The following is a 19333-nucleotide window of genomic DNA, read 5'->3' as shown; positions in this document are numbered from 1 at the left end:
AGCAGGAGGGATGAAGAATAATGAAAGAGGCTCAGCTCTAGTATTAGTTATGTTTGTTGCTCTTCTACTTACTATACTCGGAGTAGCTGTACTCGGGGCAACGATGGGTGGCGCACAACGAACGGAGACAAGGGAAAACGACGTGCAGAGCCTGCATCTGGCTCAAAAGGGGCTCGATGAAGCAGCGGCATACATACAGACCAAGTTGGACGGGCGTACGGATATTGATCCTGATCATATGGAAGATGAGATTAAAAGTATTGTTAATGAGGTGACCACCAAAGTTGTCGGCGTTAACAATGGCGTAAGTACGGGATTATCTGGAGCTGGCGGTACGATCAAAAGTATCACTTATGAGAAGCAGGATAAGCAAAAATATTATGTAGATATTGAAGCACAAGCCACAGTTAATGGCGTCATCAGACAGCTGAGACAAAAGATTGTCATTGATACCTATCCTGATTTTCTTAAATATGCTTTTGGATCGGAAAAAGTATTAACATTAAACGGAGCACCTGGTCTCCATGGCAATATATATGCGGGTGAAGAACTAAACGTCAGTGATACGGCTGTTTATACGTATAAGAAAGTGAAAGATCTTAAAGAAAAGACTCAATATCCTAAAGTAGAATTACTAAAAGACTCTGCCAGTCCAGCATCTACGGAACCTCTTCCTGAGGTGCATGTGCAATCACTTGAAAGTATTAAATATTCCGGAAATGGAATTATTAACGCAGCAGTAAATAAAAACAATGCCTCAATTATTCTTCCTAACATACTGGGAGTTAATAAAGAGCAGGTGTTTATCAAACCACAAAAAAAGTTCGTGCAGATTAATGTGCTGGAATCGTTTCTTGATAAAGTGGAGGAAGCGACAGGGTTGACCGGGAAAAGGTCTGAACTTGAGCAAGCTATTGTGGAAGGAAGATTGGGTAATTACTTAAGTGCAACAGCATTGGATAGACTACCCGATGAGAATCCACCCTACACTGAGCCAGTACTTGAAGATAATCCGACAAAAGAAGAAAAGGATAAGTATGAACTAGAGTGCAGCCAATACGAAGAACAATTGAGAATATATCAGAACTCCTTGTTGGATAAAGATTTGAATAATTCTACGATTTATAACGGTAATTTGCTTATCGATGGAATTGATTACAAACAGTTAAAGTTTAGTGATGAAGCCAAAACAGGTAATCCTTCTAATAAGCCCAAATGGGTTATTGTTAATGGTGATCTGGAGGTAAATAACTATAGTCCAGATATAACAAATTTTTTGGAGATTCAAGCTAATATTCTAGTTACAGGTAATGTTACTATTAAAGGACAGGTGAAATTCAACTCTACTATGTTTGTTTTAGGAGAAACGAAAGTAGAGGACGCCGTGATCCAAGGTTTAAGTAGTAAGGAGTTAGTCCTCATATCTCAAGGAGATGTGCTCATTAACCGAATTGATACTTTTACTAACCCACCTAAGAAAAAAGTTGAGCAGGATTCATTTTATATGAAAGCTTTTTTTTACACGGATAGTGACGCTGATTTGTACGGAGTGGGGTCAATCTTTTGGTTAAATGGTGGCTTCTTTGCCAAAGGGAATCTTACAGTAAACGCAGTACTAGGAGGAGTAACTGAGCCCTTAGATCCGGCTCTCGGCTTTAATTTTGAAAATCAGGATGCGGATCGATATAATTTGGGTCACCGTTTTCAGATTCAATATAATCAGGATGTTTTTACTCATCAGCAGTCTAGCCTCCCGCGTGTGCAGCAGGTGAATGTAACTGTAGGCTCTCTGGAGCTTGTGAGTCATTGAGACCAATTGAAAAAGGGTATCCTTAAGCGAGTGCTTAGGGATACCCTTTTTTTCGTTGGAAGTTTCTTATTTTTAAATGTAAAGATTAGTAACGATCGTCATTCTGGGGTGCTACAACCTTAACTGTAATATCTGCTTCTGCTGTTGTGCCTGTGCTTCCGGTATAAGTAACTGTAATGGTGGTTGATCCCTTTTTGACACCTGTAACAATTCCTCTGCTATCAATATTGGTTCCATTATCGACACTGGCGATTCCAGAATTGTCGCTTACCCAACTCAAGTTACCTTTGATTTGCTCGATCGAGATGGAGGTAGGGAATGCCCATAAAATATTGGTTAACGGGAAAGTATGGCCCACTTCAATAGTAATGGACTGTTCTTTAAATCGTAACCCTTTCAAAGCATCAACGATGTTAACCTCGTGTGTTGAAGTCATATCTTTGAATGAAACCTCAATCAGCAGTCCTTCTTTAGCGGTATCACCAGCCGTCAATTTAGCGGTCGATCCATCACTAGAAGGCGTAAGAGTAGCAATATGATCATTCGTAATAGTGTCATCCGTAATATTTTTATCCGTTGATTTCACGAATCTCCATCTTAGCGTTGCTGGATCAGCATCCGTAGGATTTCTACTTGCGCTTAGGTCGATTTGTCCTCCTATCAATACCGTTGTTGGACCTGTAATCGACAATGAGGTTAGTGGGTTAGTAACTGTTATGGTTTTATCTTGGGTAATTGGAACCGGGTTACTTGAATTTACAGTAAGACTTACTAGGTAAGTTCCTGACTGCGTTGCACTGAAAATCTTTTCGGTATCATCACCGGGATACTCTGGATTGGTATTAATTACAGCAGTGCTTGCCCCAGAGGTAATGTTTTTAACGGACCAGATATAGGTTATGTTGGTCTCAGGTTCTTTACTGTCTTGGACGTACGAGGCACTTAACGTAATGGATTCATAGATTCTCGCTGTTTCATATCCTTTAATTGATAGAGAACGAGAATTACGTTCTTCTACAGTTATGAATGCAGTACCAGTAACTTCGCTACCATCAATAGCCTTAACAGTGACTTGTGCTGTTCCTTTGGCCAACCCGATAATATCGCCACTGCTGGAGTCTATTTGTACAACTGAAGCATTACTAGTTGTCCAGAGGAATGCAGAATTACTTAAATCAGAAGGCGTAACTATTGGAATTAGTCGAATCTTATCTCCTACATAAATAGCTTTGTCATCCAATTGCAGGGTTTTAATTTTATATTCGGCTGTAAAAGTTAAAGTCTCAAACGAAACCGTAGTCCGCGCTAAATTAGTCGATGAAGGATCTGTTGGGATTGGAACAGGTAGCGGATAGATTTCCGCTGGTAGGCCACCGGTAAAAGGGAAATGGTATAAAGTGGCACTACTCATATTCATTGAAGCTCCAATGATTGTTCCATACACCTGTCCTCCATCAAAGTTTATAGTAGATCGTGGTGCCAGAATGGTTCCGTATACGTTGGCTTGGGAAATTAGCAAAGGCTTGGCGTTAGGGAAGTTGTATAGCACACGGCTACCGTCGCTCCCCAGTGGGAAATGTAAGAATGGTTCACTGTTACTGTCTTGTTGTACATTAACAATTACCGTTGATCCTTGCGGAACCTTAAGCTCGGAACTGTTAAGCGTATTTAACGCTGAACTAGAAATATTAACAATATTGATATCTGAGTTACCTGTGACCGTAAGTTTTCCGTATTCATGAGTCGCCGTGGCATTGGAAGGCAACTTGGCAATAGCATCAGAGAGTCCAAGGAGATAACTCTCTTGCTTGTTGAAATCGAGAAGTTCTCCGTAATTGATGGTACCATTTTGGATAGAACCAGGACGTTGGTCTTTAACGGTGCCTTTAACCATTAGGTTTCCGTAAACTGTTCCTTCAGGAAGGGAAACATCTCCGCCCGTGACAATACCATATGGCACTTGGTCTTTAAATTGTTCATTTACTGTAATACCAGCGTTGTTGAAGTTGACTGTTCCCCCGGAAGCCAGTGGTCCCTTGATAGTGCCTCCACGAAGTGAAGTGGTATGAAGGATAAATGCGTTGTATTTACCTAAGATTCCCAGAGGTGGCAATGTGGCATGAATATCGACATAACTAAGTTTGGAATCATTTAAAATATAGGTTTGGGTCTCGGTCGGTTTAACTGTGATTTGGAACGTTATAGGCTGTTCAGAGTCTGGTTTATAGATTTGGGCGCCGTTCACCGTTTTCAATGAATAGGTTATGTTATTTAGATTGCGTGTCAATCTAAACCCACTGGTTGCATTTCCAGTGACTATCGTACCGGCTGGTAATTCTCCTGAAATCTCCAGGTTAGGTGGGAGATTCTCGGTAAATACAATATCCGATATTAATTGTGTGTTAGAGGTCTGGTTGACCGTGCCGACTTTATCAAACGGTACAGATTTTGGGGTGATGGAATAACTAAGAGTGACCGGTTCTCCCTTTTCTATTTTGCCATTCACAACATTCTGAGAGAGAGATCGTGTTACACTCAAATTGGTGTTCGACGGCAGGACATTTACTCTGAGCGTTTTAATTGAGAGCGCCCCATTTTGATCCCAAGCTTTAATTTCGATGTCGAGTAGACCTCCGTTAGGAAGCGGATTGTCAACTGTTCTATATATATTTTGACCGGACTTGATGTCCATCTTGCTTATTTCATTCATAGGAAAGTATGTGTTCCCTGATTTGAAACGGACTTCAGTTGTTAGATCACGATCGTTAAAGTCCAGATCAGTTACTGTATAGTCGACAAGGAGTGTTTTTTGATAAGACGGAATCGATGAATCATTAGCCGGCGTATGCACGGTAATCTCTGGAGCATGATTGGCACCAATAAAAGCACGATACATAGTATTAACGAACAATTGTTGTTCCCAGACAGGGAATTTCTTTAGATTGGCTGGAATATCACTTACTCCAAAAAAGTGACCTGTACCTGAATAGGTAATATTTCCTTTGGAATATGTGTAATATTGATTCCAGCTATCCTCGGTATCACGTTGGTATTGATTATATTCTCCATTTGGTTTTATCCTCGTACCTGATGCTTCACTTTGAATGTTATACCAAGATACTACTTCAGGATCTTCCAGATTAAGTGTGAAGTACTGGTTATGTGTTGGTGCAATTTGTGGTGTGGAAATATCGATTTGCTGGTTGCTGTCGTCCCTCTTGCTTAGATAAAAAGGATATTGCATCAAAAGCCCGTCATTCACCGGCTTAACCTTGGTGGAAAGATTGATGGCATTATGGCCTAAGTTGGTCTCAGGATTCACCTGACCAGTAATCCCCATGAAATTATTGATCCAGTTCTTTTTATTTGCATCTAAATTAATGATGGTATCGTGAGTGAACAAGGCGCTTTGCTTGAAAGTACCAGTAAATTGTGTAATAGCGTTAATCGCATTAGTGTTTAAATTAGATTTTTTGTAGTATTCGTCTACAAATCCAAAGATGAGCATGTCATAGGTGCCATTTAATCCGTAACTATGTGTTGCAGCATAGCTGTCATCAACATATTTTTTAAATTCAGTCATCGTTTTGATTTTTATATCGAGCTTATAGTCAGATGTATCGAGAAAATTTGGATTCATATTACTAGTGTCTAGGAGGCTGCTTTCCGTTAGAGTGTCAGGCATAATCTGAAGAATATTTACTATGGTTTTCTCGCCACGGTAACGAATTACACCGCTGTCGAAGTCTTTTAATTGTCTACTGTGATAATCATTAACTTCTAGCTTCCAGTAGAGCAACCCAGAGTATGTTTTTGGCAGAGTGTATTCAATAGTTCCGCTGGACGTACTAATCTCAGTTTCAGCAACGACCTGTTCTTCTCCCATTTTGATGGATTTATCAAGACCAACGTACAGTTTGACTGAGAGTGGAGCACTATTTTGTGTAGAGGGTGTGGTGACATTGAAATTAAAAGAAAGCTTCTCCCCAGGAACATAGATTTTGCTGTTAGTTGCATTAGGGTCATAGTTGGGAATTCTATTCGTAATTTGTAGACGAGGGCGTTTCTTCAAGTCGCTTATGTATTTGGAGTCTTGTTTTTTTAAATCGGCAAAAATATCCGCCAGTTCACTGTCATCTACAAACTTAACATTTGGGTTGGAGGTGGAAAGACGATAACTGTTAAAAGAGCTGTACAGTATACCTTGCTCAGTTTGAGGTTTTGCATCTTTGTCTTTAAAGGGCTGGCTATGAAAAAAAACATATAATCCCTTGTTGATAAATTCCTTCGTAATTTGATCAGCCTTCAGATGAGTAATGTCATTCTTCATACTTTTGGTATTAAGGGCCTTAGCTCTATTTTCCTCCGAGGCGGGTTGTTGATTACTTACCTGTGCAGGATTGTAAGTCCCCTTCCCGATATATACCGCATCATATCTTCCGTCCAGATCATCCCGCAGCGCCACAAAGCGCTTCATACTCATCGTGTCGATGGTAAGGTTAGATATTCCCGTTTTTAGAGACGCAAGCTCACTAACCCCACTCTCTGTAACCTCCAGCATACGAATTTGGTATTCATTAGAACTGGCATCGACATTCATAAAGTGATTTTTGATTGGCAGAACAAGCAGAAGGAGAAGCAGGGTAGTTACTGTAAAAATAAAAACTTTTTTGTTACTGGCAAGTTTCATTGTCATCTCTCCCTGATTGTTAACTATTGGCAGATATGGTCGTATTCCGTCTCGTATATGCTAGATTCCGACAGCCTTTTTCATTCCGTGTCGTTGTAAAATTATCCAATCTATGTTATATACATTCTAGGACATTTAGCATTGATAGACAACATAAATCTATTGAAATATACCTATTAAATTATAACTAAAGTCCTAGTTAGATTGAAAAATACTCAAAATTGACAAATTTATGGAAGGTGTATTTATGGTAATTATATCTTTCGTTTTTGAGCGAATTTTGCTGGGAGTTTGATTTCTATTTCTATAAAAAATATCCATTATTTCAGCCGGCATAAATAACGGCATACGGAGATGAATAGACTTGGCTATCGCGAAAAAGAGACTGGGCGACTTGCTGGTAGAAAATAATATTATTTCGCAGGACCAGTTGCTTGAGGCTCTCGCGGAACAGCGTAAGAGCAAACGTAAGCTCGGCGATCTGCTAATCTCTCAAGGTTATATCACGGAGCAGCAGCTGATTGAAGTGCTTGAATTTCAACTCGGCATCCCGCATGTCAGTTTATTTAAATACCAGATAGATCCCGCAATCACGCAGATTATCCCTGAAAGTATGGCTAAGCGATATCAGGTGCTTCCATTCTTAAAAGAGGGCGGCAAGCTGATGGTTGCGATGGCGGACCCGCTGGATTATTTTGCGATAGAAGATTTACGTATGAGTACTGGCTTCCGGATCGAACCCGCTATTTCTACGAGAGATGAGCTGCAGCGGGCGATTGCGCGTCACTATGGCATGCGCGATTCTATGAATCAGATGCTGGTAGAACTCCCGACACAGGAAGAAATAGAAGAGACCGAGATTACAGATGAGGACTCTCCGATCGTACGTTTGGTCAACCAGATGATTCAGCAGGCAGTTGCCCTGCGGGCGTCTGATATACATATGGATCCAGGTGAAAATAATTTAACCATCCGCTACCGCATTGACGGAACCTTACGGACAGAGCGGATTATTCCTAAGCAGATGCAGGGCTTTATCACCGCCCGTCTGAAAATAATGGCCCGCCTGAATATCGCAGAACGGCGTTTGCCGCAGGACGGGCGGATCAAAATGCAGTTCGATTACAAAATGGTAGATATTCGTGTGTCTTCATTACCAACGATGCACGGAGAGAAGATTGTGCTGCGGCTGCTAGATTTAAGCACAGGGGTCAAATCCGTAGATGCTTTGGGATTCAGTGAGGGGAATGCAGAAGCTTTTAAGGAGATGATAGCTCGTCCTTATGGGATTTTGCTAATCACGGGCCCTACAGGTAGCGGAAAAACAACAACTTTATATTCAGCGTTAAATCAACTTAATGTAGAAAGCGCAAATATTATCACAGTCGAAGATCCAGTGGAATACCAGCTTGAAGGAGTAAATCAGGTGCACGTAAACTCGGCTATTGGACTAACCTTTGCAGCTGGGCTACGTTCGATTCTTCGACAAGATCCGAATATCGTAATGGTCGGTGAGATACGGGATGCTGAAACTGCTGAAATTGCTGTTCGCGCCTCATTAACGGGTCATCTAGTGTTGTCTACTTTACATACAAACGATGCGATTAGCTCCGTCTCCCGATTGCGGGATATGGGGGTAGAACCTTATTTGATCGCTTCTTCGCTGATTGGTGTGGTAGCACAGCGGCTGGTGCGCAAAATTTGCACTGACTGCAAAGAAACCTACAAACCATCTGAACAGGAAGCAATTATGCTACGTAGCCTAGGACTACCTGCGGAAGAGTTACAGCGTGGACGCGGCTGTGGTAGCTGTAACAATTCTGGCTATCGTGGACGAATAGCGATTCATGAAGTACTCAGTATTGATGATCACTTACGGCAGCTCATTACAAACACTGCCTCAGTAGAGGAACTGCGTGCAGCAGGTAAAGCGCGAGGGCTTGTTCAACTGATGGATGACGGACTACTCAAGGTCAGTCAAGGAATTACAACGCTTCAAGAAGTCATGCGCGAGACGGTCTCACATTAGAGGTTAACAGCGATTTAGCATTCTAACTTAGGGGGAGCGGCTAATGCCAACGTATACGCGGGATATTAGACAACTATTACAAACGGCTTACTCCTCCAAAGCTTCTGACTTACATATTTCCGTAGGATCACCGCCGGTTATTCGGATGGATGGAAAGCTGCACTCGCTTGAGGGTGAGTCCGTGGTTGCTGAAGAAGCGGCAGATATGGCCAAAATGCTACTTGGTAATGAACGAATTGAAGCATTTCGGAATGCGGGCGAGTTGGATTTTTCATATCCGCTTGATGGTGGGGTAAGATTCCGGGTGAACGTTTATCGTCAGCGGGGCGAGGTTAGTATCGCCGCCCGGGCCATTCCTGCAGAGATTCCGAGTCTGGAACAGCTGTCGATGCCTTCGATTTTAACTACTTTGTCGCTTAAGCCACAAGGTCTAATTTTGGTTACAGGACCCACAGGCAGCGGCAAATCTTCTACGCTTGCAGCTATGCTGAATTATATTAACCAGACGGAGAGCAAGCATATAGTGACGTTGGAAGATCCGATAGAATTTCTACATAACCATGGAACCTGTCTAGTAGATCAACGTGAAGTGGGAAGTGATACGGCTAGTTTTGCTAATGGATTGCGTGCTGCCTTACGTCAGGATCCGGATGTCATTCTCGTTGGTGAGATGCGGGATTTGGAGACCATTTCAGCAGCGGTTACGGCCGCAGAGACAGGTCATCTTGTGATGGCAACTTTACACACAACAGACGCACCACAGACGATTGACCGAATTATCGACGCTTTTCCGGGCCATCAGCAGGGACAGATTCGTTCACAACTAGCATCAGTGCTGCTGGCAGTAGTCAGTCAGCGGTTGTTCCCAAGGGCTGGAGGTCGGGGGCGTTTATGCGCTACGGAAATTTTGATCAATACACCAGCCGTAGCCAATCTTATTCGTACCGAAAAAACACATCAGATCAAAAATGTGATGCAAACGGGACGCTCACAAGGCTTGCACACCTTGGACATGAGCATCCGTGACTATTTATCGCAGGGGCTTATTGATCCAACAGCAGCTAAGGCGTTTATGGCGGAGGTGAGCAGCTGATGCCTCTTTTTGAATATCAGGTGAAGACATCCGCAGGCAAATCTATCAAAGGGAAACTAACGGCAACCGATAAACCTACGGCGATGGAGGAGCTACGCAAGCGGGGACTTACGGTATTTTCACTGATTGAACGCAAAACCACAATTTTATCGATGGACATTTATATTGGTAATCCCGTTAAGCCGATTCATTTCATCATTTATTGCAGGCAGTTTGCCACGCTTATGCGGGCGGGGGTATCGATTGTGGATGCAACGCGTATTTTGGCAGAGCAGACCGAGAGTAAGCCACTGCGCAAAGCGTTAGTAGATGTTAATTCCAGCCTGATGCGCGGGATATCGTTTTCACAAGCCGTTCAGGATCATAAAAAAATCTTCCCGCAGCTATTTGTCAGTATGATCCGTGCCGGTGAGGAATCCGGTGATATTGAGGGGACGTTGGACAGGTTGGCTATGTTTTTTGAGAAACAGCACACCACGACAGAGAAGATAAAATCAGCGCTTACGTACCCGATTACCGTAGGGGTTATGGCGATTGCCGCGGTTATCTATCTACTTTGGGCGATTGTGCCGCAATTTGTGACCATGTTCGAATCGATGGATGCCGAGCTTCCGGCAATTACACAGATGGTCTTGGCACTTAGCAAAAGCATTCAAGGTCAATGGTATTTCTGGATACTCGGAGTACTCCTCCTAGTGATAGCTTTTCAGATTACAAAACGTACGGAAAAGGGTGCTTACGCTCTGGATTATGCCAAGCTTAAGATACCTGTGTTTGGTAAGCTGAATCAAAAAGGCTCGATTGCTCAGTTTACGCGCACATTTTCTTCTCTTTATGCCAGCTCTGTACCGATCCTACAGTCCTTGGTGATTGTTGAGGAGGTAGCAGGAAATAAGGTCATCGGGAAATTCATCCGTAGTGCAGGGGATTCGCTGAGACAAGGAAATCCACTATCTGAGCCGCTAAAAAAAGCTTGGGTCTTCCCGCCACTAGTTACGCAGATGATAGCGATTGGCGAAGAGACGGGGGCGCTCGACACGATGTTGTCCAAGGTAGCTGATTTTTATGAGATGGACGTGGAGAATACCGTTGACCGTCTGAAATCGCTGCTTGAACCACTATTGATCGCTTTTCTAGCCGCTGTTGTAGGTGTCATTGTAGCCGCCATTATGCTGCCGATGTTCAGTCTGTACGGTAATATGTGAACCTCTTGGTTCCTTGTATATATTGAGAGGGGTGACGCCGGGGAGGCGGGGCAAGATCCACGAACTTACGCTGGCATTTAGACGACGATGGACGAGCTGTTTCCGTAAGCACAAGAAAGATGATGCTGGATTCACTGAAATGAAGAATATAGGTTTTATCACTCACACACCACTTAGAGGGGGAAATCAAATGTTAGCACAAGCCATTAAGAGAAGATTAAGCAAAGAGGAAAATCAAAAGGGGTTTACGCTGATTGAGTTGCTGGCGGTTATCGTTATTTTAGGGATTATTGCGGTTATTGCAATTCCGATGATTGGTGGAATAATTAATAATACTAGAGAGGACTCGGATGCAGCTACTGCTCGTCAAATTTATGATGCTGCTCGACTTTATGTAGTTAGTGAGAAAAATGGAATCTATAGTTCGACTTCTACTGCGGCTGCTCCAGAAAAGATCGCTATTACTGATCTGATCTCAAAAAAATATCTTGAGTCGGGTATTGTGCTACCTAGTAATAAAGAGACTATAAATGGAGGATCTGTAAACTTTGTTGCAGGTGTTCTAGCTGCTGCCGATGCTGTTCAAATACAGACTGCTACCACATTTACTTCTACTACTCCTAAGTCTTTTACATCAAAAGAAGTATTGAACGCTCAGAAAGAATAAATTGGTTTTTATTCGAAAATCAAGTCTATATGAAACCCCCTAAGGAATCGGACTTCCCGATTCCTTTTTTAAAATCCAGAAGCTAACAGAGGACAGCCATGACGATATTTATCGCAAGTTACATCACATTACTGGGCCTGGTTCTAGGCTCCTTCTATAACGTAGTAGCGCTGCGGGTGCCGGCCAAGGAATCCTTGTTTAATCCGCCGTCACATTGTCCGAACTGCAATACGCGGCTGAAAGCGCGGGATTTGCTTCCGGTGGTAAGCTACCTGCTGTCAGGAGGCAAGTGCCGATACTGCGGCACAAGGATTTCGCCATTATACCCGCTTGGAGAAGCGGCAACGGGTTTGCTTTTTTTATGGGTGTATTTGCAATTTGGTCTGACGGGTAAGGGAATCATCGGGTTCATTCTTGTGAGTTTAGCGGTTATCGTGACGGTTGCGGATTTGAAGTACATGCTGATTCCCAACAAGGTATTGTTGTTTTTTTTACCGCTGCTGCTGATTTTTGTACTGCTATTTCCAGAAGGACCGATATGGCATCATCTGCTAGGAGCTGTGCTTGGGGGAGGGGGCCTTATCCCTTTTGTTCTATTAGGTGGCATGGGGGCTGGAGATGTGAAGTTATTTGCGCTGCTGGGCTTGGTGATTGGCTTTCCGAATGTGATTTTGGCCTTTTTTGTGGCTTGTCTGCTTGGGAGCGTGGTGGGCGGACTGCTGATGCTGCTCGGTGTAATCAAACGTAAACAGCCGGTACCCTTCGGCCCATGGTTAGCTATAGGAGCTTTAATTAGTTTTGGATATGGTTCACACATCATCGGCGCGTATCTCTCGCTCATCGGATAGGAGGACATCGATCACATGCTTGGATTAGGCCCCAAAGTGGCCGGACTTTCAATTGAAGCTGCCGGAATCCGTTATATTAGTTTTAAGAATAAACAGTCATGGGAAGTCCGTAAAAAACGGTTTCTCCCGCTCCTTCCAGGCATGATCATTGAGAATCAGGTGGCGGATAGCGAGGCGCTTTATGATCGGGTAAGGCAGTGGGTGAAGAAGGAAGGGTTAAGGGGAAGTAAGGTTTCTTTGTCCATTCCACCTTCGCAGATCATTATCCGTAAAATGAGTATTCCTAGTACCAATGACAAACAGGTAGAACAACTCGTGAAGCTGGAAGTGGAGACGGGATTGCATTTACCTTTTGAAAATCCTGTCTACGACTATGTAACGCTCGAAGTGGATGAGGAGCAAAGTCACCTGCTCGTATTTGCTGCTCCGCGAAAATCGATTCAGGATTACGTAGAAATTCTGGAGCGGGCGGGTCTTCGGATAAGTAGTGTCGAAATTTCGGCAACCGCCTTAGCGCGTGCTATAACCACTGGGCACGGGGAGAGCTTTGCGGAGACGATGCTGATTAATATGGAGCCATCGGTAATGGACATTTATATGTTCAGAAACGGGAATCCGGTCTTCATTCGTACGATAAACTTACTTGATCTACATAAAGGAAGAAATTTAGCGGGAATGGATCTTTTGACAGACAGTGAAACCTTGGCAGAAACAGCTGTCGCTGTGGAAGAACATTTATCACCCGAGCAAATGGTTGAAATCACTGCGGAAATCTCCCGTATGCTCAGCTTTTATCAATACAGCTTGCATGACGGTTCCACTCGTATCAACAATTTAGTGATTACGGGTACTCCCTCGATTCGTAAACAACTGGACCTGGAACTCCAGCAGTCCCTAGCTGAACTTGAAATAACACCAATAAGTCTGGAACAGATGGCTAGTGCTGCTGTTTCTGACCCTGATCTAAATGATTACCGTGTAGCTGCCGGGACCGCTCTAAAAAATAGCATCAACACGGATACGATTGATCTATTGCCGAGAGAAGATCGGGAGACGTTGCTATTTCCTTATGTCACGATGGGGCTTGTAGCGATCTGGCTGCTGGGGATGATCGGAACGGGGATTTATTTTTCGGCCAATAAGGGTCAAATCTCTAACGGTAAAGAAGAGCTGCAAGGCCTGCAGGATCGCAGTTTAATGCTCCAAGTAGAGCTCGCGAAGCTTAAGAACAGCGGACCTGGACAGCTAGATCGGAAAGCAGCCATCACAGTGCTTCAGGACAATAAGGTGATTGCAGTCCCTATCTTGGACGAATTAGTGGAAGGATTGCCTAAGGAGGCACTAATCCGTGATATTAACTATACCTACCGGACATCTATAGATCTGACTGTAAATGTATCCACTATGGAGGGTGCTTCCAACTATTTAAGACAACTTCGCCAAATGTCTTTTACGGCCGATGCCTCTATTCAAAAGCTTACTGAAGGAGCCGCCGATGCCATTTCATACAATACGTATACGGCTATTTATAAAGTGAACTTAGCAGCGGCTAAGCAGCAAAAAAGTGATACGGATGCCAGCCAAGGGGAGGTGAGCAGCGATGGAACAGATCAATAAATATCGCTCTCCCATCGTACTAGGGGTGTTAATTCTATTCCTGATATTGTTTGCATTCTATATGCTGGGTGTTCAGCCGACTAATAAGGAAATTTCCGCACAGAGCAGCGAGATCAGTCAGTTGGAAAAGGAAGCAGAAATGCTCCAAACCAAAATCAATGAGCTGAAGGGCAGCGGCAATGAGGGAGATCTAGAACAGAAGGAATTACTGGGGGAACTCCCAAAGGGCGATGACAGCGAAGGTCTGATTGTTGATTTGCGGGAGGTTAGCACGTCCTCACAAGCGCGGCTAAAGGATCTTAGTTTTGTTTTGGATGAGGCTAATCCGATTCAACAAATGACAGGTTCAGCTGAGGTGTCATTCCCGACGGTCAAACAGATCAAAATGACTGCAGTGGTGGAGGGGACATATTCGGGGATACGGCAATGGATGGATGAACTACAAGCCTTACCTCGTATTGTGAATGTGGACTCTTTCAATTTTCAGCAATCCTACGAGAATCGTACTAAGAACAATACGGAGAGTATTTTGACTGCTAACGTAGCTTTTACAGCGTATTATGAGGCCACCGCAGCAGCATCCAATTAGGGTTCTAGTACTACTTTATTTAATTATATTACTCCGCTTTTCCTGTGAATCAGGAGGGTGGAGTTTTTTTATATTTTCAAAAGAGTTGTAATACGTTTTCATTCCTCTGTTTATTGGGTATTTTAGCTTGCGGGGTGCATAAGCTGAAACAGTGGCGATCGCCTGTATTTTTTAGATGAAAGAGGAGGAACTTCAGATGAACAAAAAATGGATGCTTGGTTCGTTGGCCCTATCCTTAGGCCTTTTATCAGCAGGTAGCGGAGTTATGGCAGCTTCATCATCAGTGGGAAGCTCGGCAATAAAAAATGTGGCTGTGATTGGCACAGGAAAAGAAGGTCCAGCTACCATAAACAATTTGACGGTAAAAAGTGTTGTACCGCTTGTTGTACATGCCAGAGCAATCTATTTCTATACTAGCCGCGGGGGCAACTTTTTCCCGATGGAAACCTTCATGTATAAAGCGCAAGAGTACCGTTACCTTTCCAATGATATTGGGACAAAGGCGAAGCTGATGAATTACATAAAAAAAGCCTACACGCATAATGCAGCAGCTTATTATGTGCAGACTCAATTTTTGGAGCATGAAGGTAGAATGTCACAGGTGAATGCGGATCTTGGAAACTCATTAATGTTTGAAAAAGCCACCGCCCGAATGCTCTCCAAAACTGCAACAACCGCTGAATTTGACTTAACAGTTCCTTATTCGAGCGGGCAGGAAGGCAGTGAGTCGGTGTATGTGAAGCTGAAAAAGGTGAATGGATACTGGAGAATTGATACGTCACCGGATATTCTTTTTTGAGGTAGGTTTAGGGTAGAAGAGGAAAGGTAAAGAGGTTCTACGCTTGGGCGCGGATAAGGTCAGAGGTATATGAAACACCAGCGAATTTACCTTTGCGAGTGATAATGACACAATCATTTTTCATAGGATCTGGGCGGTTCATAGCGAGGCTCAATACCATATCGAGTGGAGTGGAAATATCAAGAATGAGCGGGGTTTTGTTCATAAGCTTCATGGCAGGTTCTCTGTAGAATAGATCTACTCCGGATCTTCCTGTAGCTTTCAAAAAGAAACGTTCGCTCATCAACAATCCGAGGGGTTCATTCATAGCATTGCAGACGACGATACATTTGGATTCTGGATGCTGAAACATGACGCGAAGGGCTTCTCTGCAAGTGCGTGAGGCAAAAATAGCAGGAGCACTGCGGACAATACCAGTAAGATCATTTACAAGAGCTGTTGTCATAGGATGTTCATCCTTTCTGATTATGGGTCTACTTCTAATGTACCCCTGAATCGTAAATTTCAAAGCCGGGTAACGTAAGCTACAGGTAAAATAGATGGCTGGAAAAAATAACCGATCAGACCTTAGGGGCTCTGACCGGTTATTTGTTGTTAGCTATTCACTGCGGACGCCGTCCTCCACCAGCTGCTTTCGGGGGACATCCGGGATTATGGATTTGCTCACGCCTCCACGATTAATGGCGATTAATCGTTTTTGTGCGTAATATACGTCGCGGGACAGTTTATTCACCTCAGTGGATTTACCGTCAACATACTTTGTAATGTAGGTTTCAACAATATATCCGGTTTTCCCATTTTGAATAACGCGTGAGCTGCCACGAGGCAGTGAAGAATCGTTTACGTATTTATCGACTGGTGGGAGTACCTCTACTGTTTTTGAATGAACTTTGTAAGTGACATTTTGCGGAAACGTGCCGAACAGCTTTATGGTCAGTGATTTACCCTGCACAGCTGCTTTAATTATGAGATATTTGCCAGTCGTATTGCGAAAACGAAAGTTGATATAACCTTCAGCGAATGTTGCGTCCTGACCTTTGGGCAAGTAGTTGACGGGCAAGGAATGATTACGGCGTTCCACAATTTCCAGCCCTATACGCAGTGCGGCATTGTAAAGAGTGCTCGACACTTGGCAGATCCCTCCACCAACACCTGCTTGCAGTTTGCCGTTCACAATCACCGGCGCTTCACGGAAGCCGTAATTCACCTTTGCTTTTTCTATAGCTTTTCCATAATCAAAGACGGCTCCAGGCGGGAGAATGGTTCCATCCACAGCTTTGGCAGCAGCTTCCACGTTGTAGCTTCGTCCAGGTCCACTTGCACCTAGAGAGGTGCTGAACTGCATTACTTTTCGCTCGATACCTTGTTCCTTTAATTTCTTTAAAGTTATGTCAGGCTGCAGGATTAACAAAGGGACCTCCATCGTGATTCCCTTCTCCAGCAGGGTATTCAGATGATTAAAGCTGGTGGGGGCCGCTGCTCCTAAGGAAGTCTCCAGAGCTGTCCAATCAACCTCCAGGGAAGTTTTCTCAGAAGTATATACGATTCGGTCATCGCCTGTAATTCGTCGCGTAGCGTCCACTGGTTCACCAAAGGACTCCTTCTCCCAAGTGGGACTTAGAATCTTTTGAAATTGTGCGATTTCCAGATGGGTTTCAAGCTTCCACAACTTAGGGAAGTTATAGCGTGCCTTTACCCGCTCCCAAAGCGTTCCTTCGGCAAGCTCTTTTAAGCCCTGCTGAAAAGCAGAGGCATCATAGCTCAATCCAGTCTTACTAAGAGTTAGGGGTAAATCTGCATTGCCTTCCACTTTTAGCACTAGAGGGACGGATTCGAGGGCATGCAGCCGTTTATCCAGCTGGGAGCGGACCTCGGTGAGGGTCATGCCTCCGACCTGCCAGCCGGCAAGGGTTGTACCCTTTGGAAGCGTGGTTTTGCTGCCATATAGATGAAGCCCTCCGTAAATACAGGAGCCGATAAGGACGAGTGCGATGACCACTATGAGGGCAGCATGGATTTTTTTCATGATTAATCTCCTTTTGGGGATTTGGATTGCGCTAAGCAGGCGCGGCCCTGTAACAGAACTTAAAGAACACTTCGTGGGATACCGATAATAAATTAGTAAGAAATAAGTAGTCTCTAATAAAGGGAGTTACGACATCTGATAACAGGCACCGCTAGGTGCTTTTTTATATGTATATGTCCAGTCACTACAAAACTTTCGAATAGTCGTGCAGTTACGGGGTACTCAATCAGTTACAGATTTGTTACAATAGATACATTGCGGAAATATTGAAGTTTATGGAAACTTGAGGTGGACAATGTCGATTCGCACAAGTGGAAAATGTCATAATTGGGAAGTGAGAAAATGATTGAAATGCAAGATGTATGGAAAACGTACCCTAACGGAACTCACGCACTGCAAGGAGTTTCAGTGAAAATCGACCGCAATGAATTCGTGTACGTTGTCGGCCCTTCCGGCGCGGGTAAATCTACTTTTATGAAATTGATTTATAGAGAAGAAGTGCCTACCAAAGGACAGATTTCGGTGGGAGGTTTCAATATAGGAAAGCTAAAACCACGCAAAATCCCTTATGTCCGCCGTAATATCGGCGTTGTATTTCAAGATTTTCGGCTTTTGCCCAGAATGACGGCATACGAGAATGTAGCTTTTGCTATGGAAGTTATTGAAGCGCCGAAAAAAGTCATCAAGAAACGTGTGAATGAGGTTCTTGATTTGGTTGGACTGAGAAGTAAAGCGAATCGTGAGCCCTCACAGCTTTCTGGTGGTGAGCAGCAACGGATCGCTATTGCACGGGCTATCGTCAACAATCCTTCTGTTATTATTGCGGACGAGCCTACAGGTAACTTAGACCCCGAGACTTCATGGGGCATTATGCAGCTGCTTGACGAGATTAATTTTCGTGGAACAACGATTGTAATGGCTACCCATAACAGAGATATTGTGAACAAAATGCGCAAAAGGGTGCTTGCGATTGAGAATGGAAACATTGTCAGAGACCAAGCGAGAGGGGAATATGGTTATGAGTTTTAAAACCTTCTTGCGACATGTGCGGGAAGGCTTCAAAAGCGTATTCCGTAATGGCTGGATGTCGATCGCCTCAATCACTTCGATTGTTGTTTCTCTTTTTGTTCTAGGTGTATTTATTCTTCTTGTTCTTAACGTAAATTCTGTAGCTGATGAGGCAGACAGTCAGGTACAGATCAAAGTGCATCTAGCTTTGAATACAGATCAGAAGATGCGTGAGACCCTGCAGACTGAAATTGGCAATATGCCGGAGATCAGCAAGATTACGTTCATCTCCAAGGAACAGGGACTTAAAGATCTCCGCGCAGATATGGGCGAGGAGGCAGCAGAGCTTCTGGAAGGGTTCGATGAAGACAATAACCCGCTTCCAGATACCCTTCAGGTAGAAGTTATTGAACCTACTACCGTTGCTTTTGTGGCTGAGAAGATTCAAGCCCTTAACAAGACACATACCGAACAGCCTATCTACAAAGTGAAATATGGCAAAGGCTCGATAGAAACATTGTTTAAAATCACGCGTGCCGTACGCAACATTGGCTTTATTTTTGTAGCGGGGCTGGCACTTATGTCTATGTTCCTCATCTCCAATACTATTCGGGTAACGATTCTTGCCCGGCGTAAAGAGATTGGGATTATGAAGCTGGTAGGCGCGACAAATTATTTTATTCGTTGGCCTTTCTTTATAGAAGGGGCATTAATTGGACTCATTGGATCATTGATTACTTCGGGTGTTTTATATGCCGGCTACAAGGGTTTGGAATCTTCGATACAGGGAGATCCAATGCTCGGATTGCAGCTGATCCCTTTCAGTGATATTTGGCTGCTGCTCGTAGGTCTGTTAGTTGGACTAGGTGTGTTGATCGGCGTCTGGGGAAGTACGGTTTCTATTCGTAAGTTTTTGAAAGTTTAATTTAAGAGTGAAGGATGGGGAGTGCGA

14 protein-coding genes are annotated in these 19333 nt (G+C 43.7%); 11 read left to right on the top strand and 3 right to left on the bottom strand.

Annotation, left to right across the window (positions count from 1 at the left end; all coding sequences use genetic code 11):
• Positions 1–10 precede the first annotated feature (10 nt).
• Positions 11–1810 (top strand): hypothetical protein, encoded by a 1800-nt coding sequence (locus MHH50_RS28555; RefSeq protein ID WP_340033757.1) that lies wholly within the window; start codon positions 11–13, stop codon positions 1808–1810.
• A gap of 85 nt (positions 1811–1895) precedes the next feature.
• Here MHH50_RS28555 and MHH50_RS28550 read toward each other — a convergent pair whose 3' ends face one another.
• Entirely contained in the window at positions 1896–6500 is a 4605-nt protein-coding gene (locus tag MHH50_RS28550) for a DUF5057 domain-containing protein (protein ID WP_340033756.1), read from the bottom strand.
• Positions 6501–6864: 364 nt separating this feature from the next.
• Here MHH50_RS28550 and MHH50_RS28545 point away from each other — a divergent pair, with 364 nt between their 5' ends.
• The 8 genes from MHH50_RS28545 (at position 6865) to MHH50_RS28510 (ending at position 15347) form a co-directional block, all read left to right on the top strand.
• Positions 6865–8529 (top strand): ATPase, T2SS/T4P/T4SS family, encoded by a 1665-nt coding sequence (locus MHH50_RS28545; protein WP_076099665.1) that lies wholly within the window; start codon positions 6865–6867, stop codon positions 8527–8529.
• Between the two features lie 43 nt (positions 8530–8572).
• Positions 8573–9622 (top strand): type IV pilus twitching motility protein PilT, encoded by a 1050-nt coding sequence (locus tag MHH50_RS28540; protein WP_076192431.1) that lies wholly within the window; start codon positions 8573–8575, stop codon positions 9620–9622.
• Positions 9622–10827: a type II secretion system F family protein gene (locus tag MHH50_RS28535; protein WP_076123841.1), complete on the top strand. Its 1206-nt coding sequence runs from the start codon at positions 9622–9624 to the stop codon at positions 10825–10827. Before MHH50_RS28540 ends, MHH50_RS28535 begins: the two co-directional genes overlap by 1 nt.
• Positions 10828–11017: 190 nt before the next feature.
• On the top strand, positions 11018–11494 hold the full coding sequence (locus MHH50_RS28530; RefSeq protein ID WP_076303612.1) for a prepilin-type N-terminal cleavage/methylation domain-containing protein: 477 nt from the start codon (positions 11018–11020) through the stop codon (positions 11492–11494).
• Positions 11495–11592: 98 nt separating this feature from the next.
• Positions 11593–12342 (top strand): prepilin peptidase, encoded by a 750-nt coding sequence (locus tag MHH50_RS28525; RefSeq protein ID WP_340033755.1) that lies wholly within the window; start codon positions 11593–11595, stop codon positions 12340–12342.
• A 15-nt stretch (positions 12343–12357) separates the two neighbouring features.
• Entirely contained in the window at positions 12358–13959 is a 1602-nt protein-coding gene (gene pilM / locus MHH50_RS28520; protein ID WP_340033754.1) for a pilus assembly protein PilM, read from the top strand.
• Positions 13943–14548, top strand: coding sequence for a type 4a pilus biogenesis protein PilO (gene pilO, locus MHH50_RS28515; protein WP_340011479.1), 606 nt, complete (start codon positions 13943–13945; stop codon positions 14546–14548). The genes pilM and pilO overlap by 17 nt, the downstream gene beginning before the upstream one ends.
• Before the next feature lie 196 nt (positions 14549–14744).
• Positions 14745–15347, top strand: coding sequence for a DL-endopeptidase inhibitor IseA family protein (locus MHH50_RS28510; protein ID WP_051491029.1), 603 nt, complete (start codon positions 14745–14747; stop codon positions 15345–15347).
• 37 nt (positions 15348–15384) lie between these two features.
• On the opposite strand, the gene MHH50_RS28505 is transcribed toward MHH50_RS28510, so the two are convergent.
• Together MHH50_RS28505 and MHH50_RS28500 are read right to left on the bottom strand one after the other, a co-directional pair.
• Positions 15385–15792, bottom strand: a complete 408-nt coding sequence (locus MHH50_RS28505; RefSeq protein WP_340033753.1) for a hypothetical protein — start codon at positions 15790–15792, stop codon at positions 15385–15387.
• 153 nt (positions 15793–15945) lie between these two features.
• Complete coding sequence (locus MHH50_RS28500; protein WP_340033752.1) at positions 15946–17373, bottom strand: VanW family protein; 1428 nt, start codon at positions 17371–17373, stop codon at positions 15946–15948.
• Between the two features lie 342 nt (positions 17374–17715).
• Between MHH50_RS28500 and ftsE the strand changes: the two genes are divergently transcribed.
• Together ftsE and ftsX are read left to right on the top strand one after the other, a co-directional pair.
• On the top strand, positions 17716–18402 hold the full coding sequence (gene ftsE / locus MHH50_RS28495; protein WP_036678556.1) for a cell division ATP-binding protein FtsE: 687 nt from the start codon (positions 17716–17718) through the stop codon (positions 18400–18402).
• Positions 18392–19306 (top strand): permease-like cell division protein FtsX, encoded by a 915-nt coding sequence (gene ftsX, locus MHH50_RS28490; protein ID WP_076123828.1) that lies wholly within the window; start codon positions 18392–18394, stop codon positions 19304–19306. The genes ftsE and ftsX overlap by 11 nt, the downstream gene beginning before the upstream one ends.
• Positions 19307–19333: the final 27 nt, after the last annotated feature.

It is taken from the genome of Paenibacillus sp. FSL H3-0302, from assembly GCF_037982245.1.
Classification (GTDB): domain Bacteria; phylum Bacillota; class Bacilli; order Paenibacillales; family Paenibacillaceae; genus Paenibacillus_AQ; species Paenibacillus_AQ odorifer.
The sequence above is the reverse complement of the archived record's forward strand: the minus strand, read 5'-3'. Positions and strand labels throughout refer to the sequence as shown.

What these genes read in the sequence shown, in the direction of transcription:
- MHH50_RS28555 (WP_340033757.1), top strand. Translation starts at nt 11, where the DNA reads ATGAAGAATAATGAAAGAGGCTCAGCTCTAGTATTAGTTATGTTTGTT.
- MHH50_RS28550 (WP_340033756.1), bottom strand. Translation starts at nt 6,500, where the DNA reads ATGAAACTTGCCAGTAACAAAAAAGTTTTTATTTTTACAGTAACTACC.
- MHH50_RS28540 (WP_076192431.1), top strand. Translation starts at nt 8,573, where the DNA reads ATGCCAACGTATACGCGGGATATTAGACAACTATTACAAACGGCTTAC.
- MHH50_RS28535 (WP_076123841.1), top strand. Translation starts at nt 9,622, where the DNA reads ATGCCTCTTTTTGAATATCAGGTGAAGACATCCGCAGGCAAATCTATC.
- MHH50_RS28530 (WP_076303612.1), top strand. Translation starts at nt 11,018, where the DNA reads ATGTTAGCACAAGCCATTAAGAGAAGATTAAGCAAAGAGGAAAATCAA.
- MHH50_RS28525 (WP_340033755.1), top strand. Translation starts at nt 11,593, where the DNA reads ATGACGATATTTATCGCAAGTTACATCACATTACTGGGCCTGGTTCTA.
- pilM (WP_340033754.1), top strand. Translation starts at nt 12,358, where the DNA reads ATGCTTGGATTAGGCCCCAAAGTGGCCGGACTTTCAATTGAAGCTGCC.
- pilO (WP_340011479.1), top strand. Translation starts at nt 13,943, where the DNA reads ATGGAACAGATCAATAAATATCGCTCTCCCATCGTACTAGGGGTGTTA.
- MHH50_RS28510 (WP_051491029.1), top strand. Translation starts at nt 14,745, where the DNA reads ATGAACAAAAAATGGATGCTTGGTTCGTTGGCCCTATCCTTAGGCCTT.
- MHH50_RS28505 (WP_340033753.1), bottom strand. Translation starts at nt 15,792, where the DNA reads ATGACAACAGCTCTTGTAAATGATCTTACTGGTATTGTCCGCAGTGCT.
- MHH50_RS28500 (WP_340033752.1), bottom strand. Translation starts at nt 17,373, where the DNA reads ATGAAAAAAATCCATGCTGCCCTCATAGTGGTCATCGCACTCGTCCTT.
- ftsE (WP_036678556.1), top strand. Translation starts at nt 17,716, where the DNA reads ATGATTGAAATGCAAGATGTATGGAAAACGTACCCTAACGGAACTCAC.
- ftsX (WP_076123828.1), top strand. Translation starts at nt 18,392, where the DNA reads ATGAGTTTTAAAACCTTCTTGCGACATGTGCGGGAAGGCTTCAAAAGC.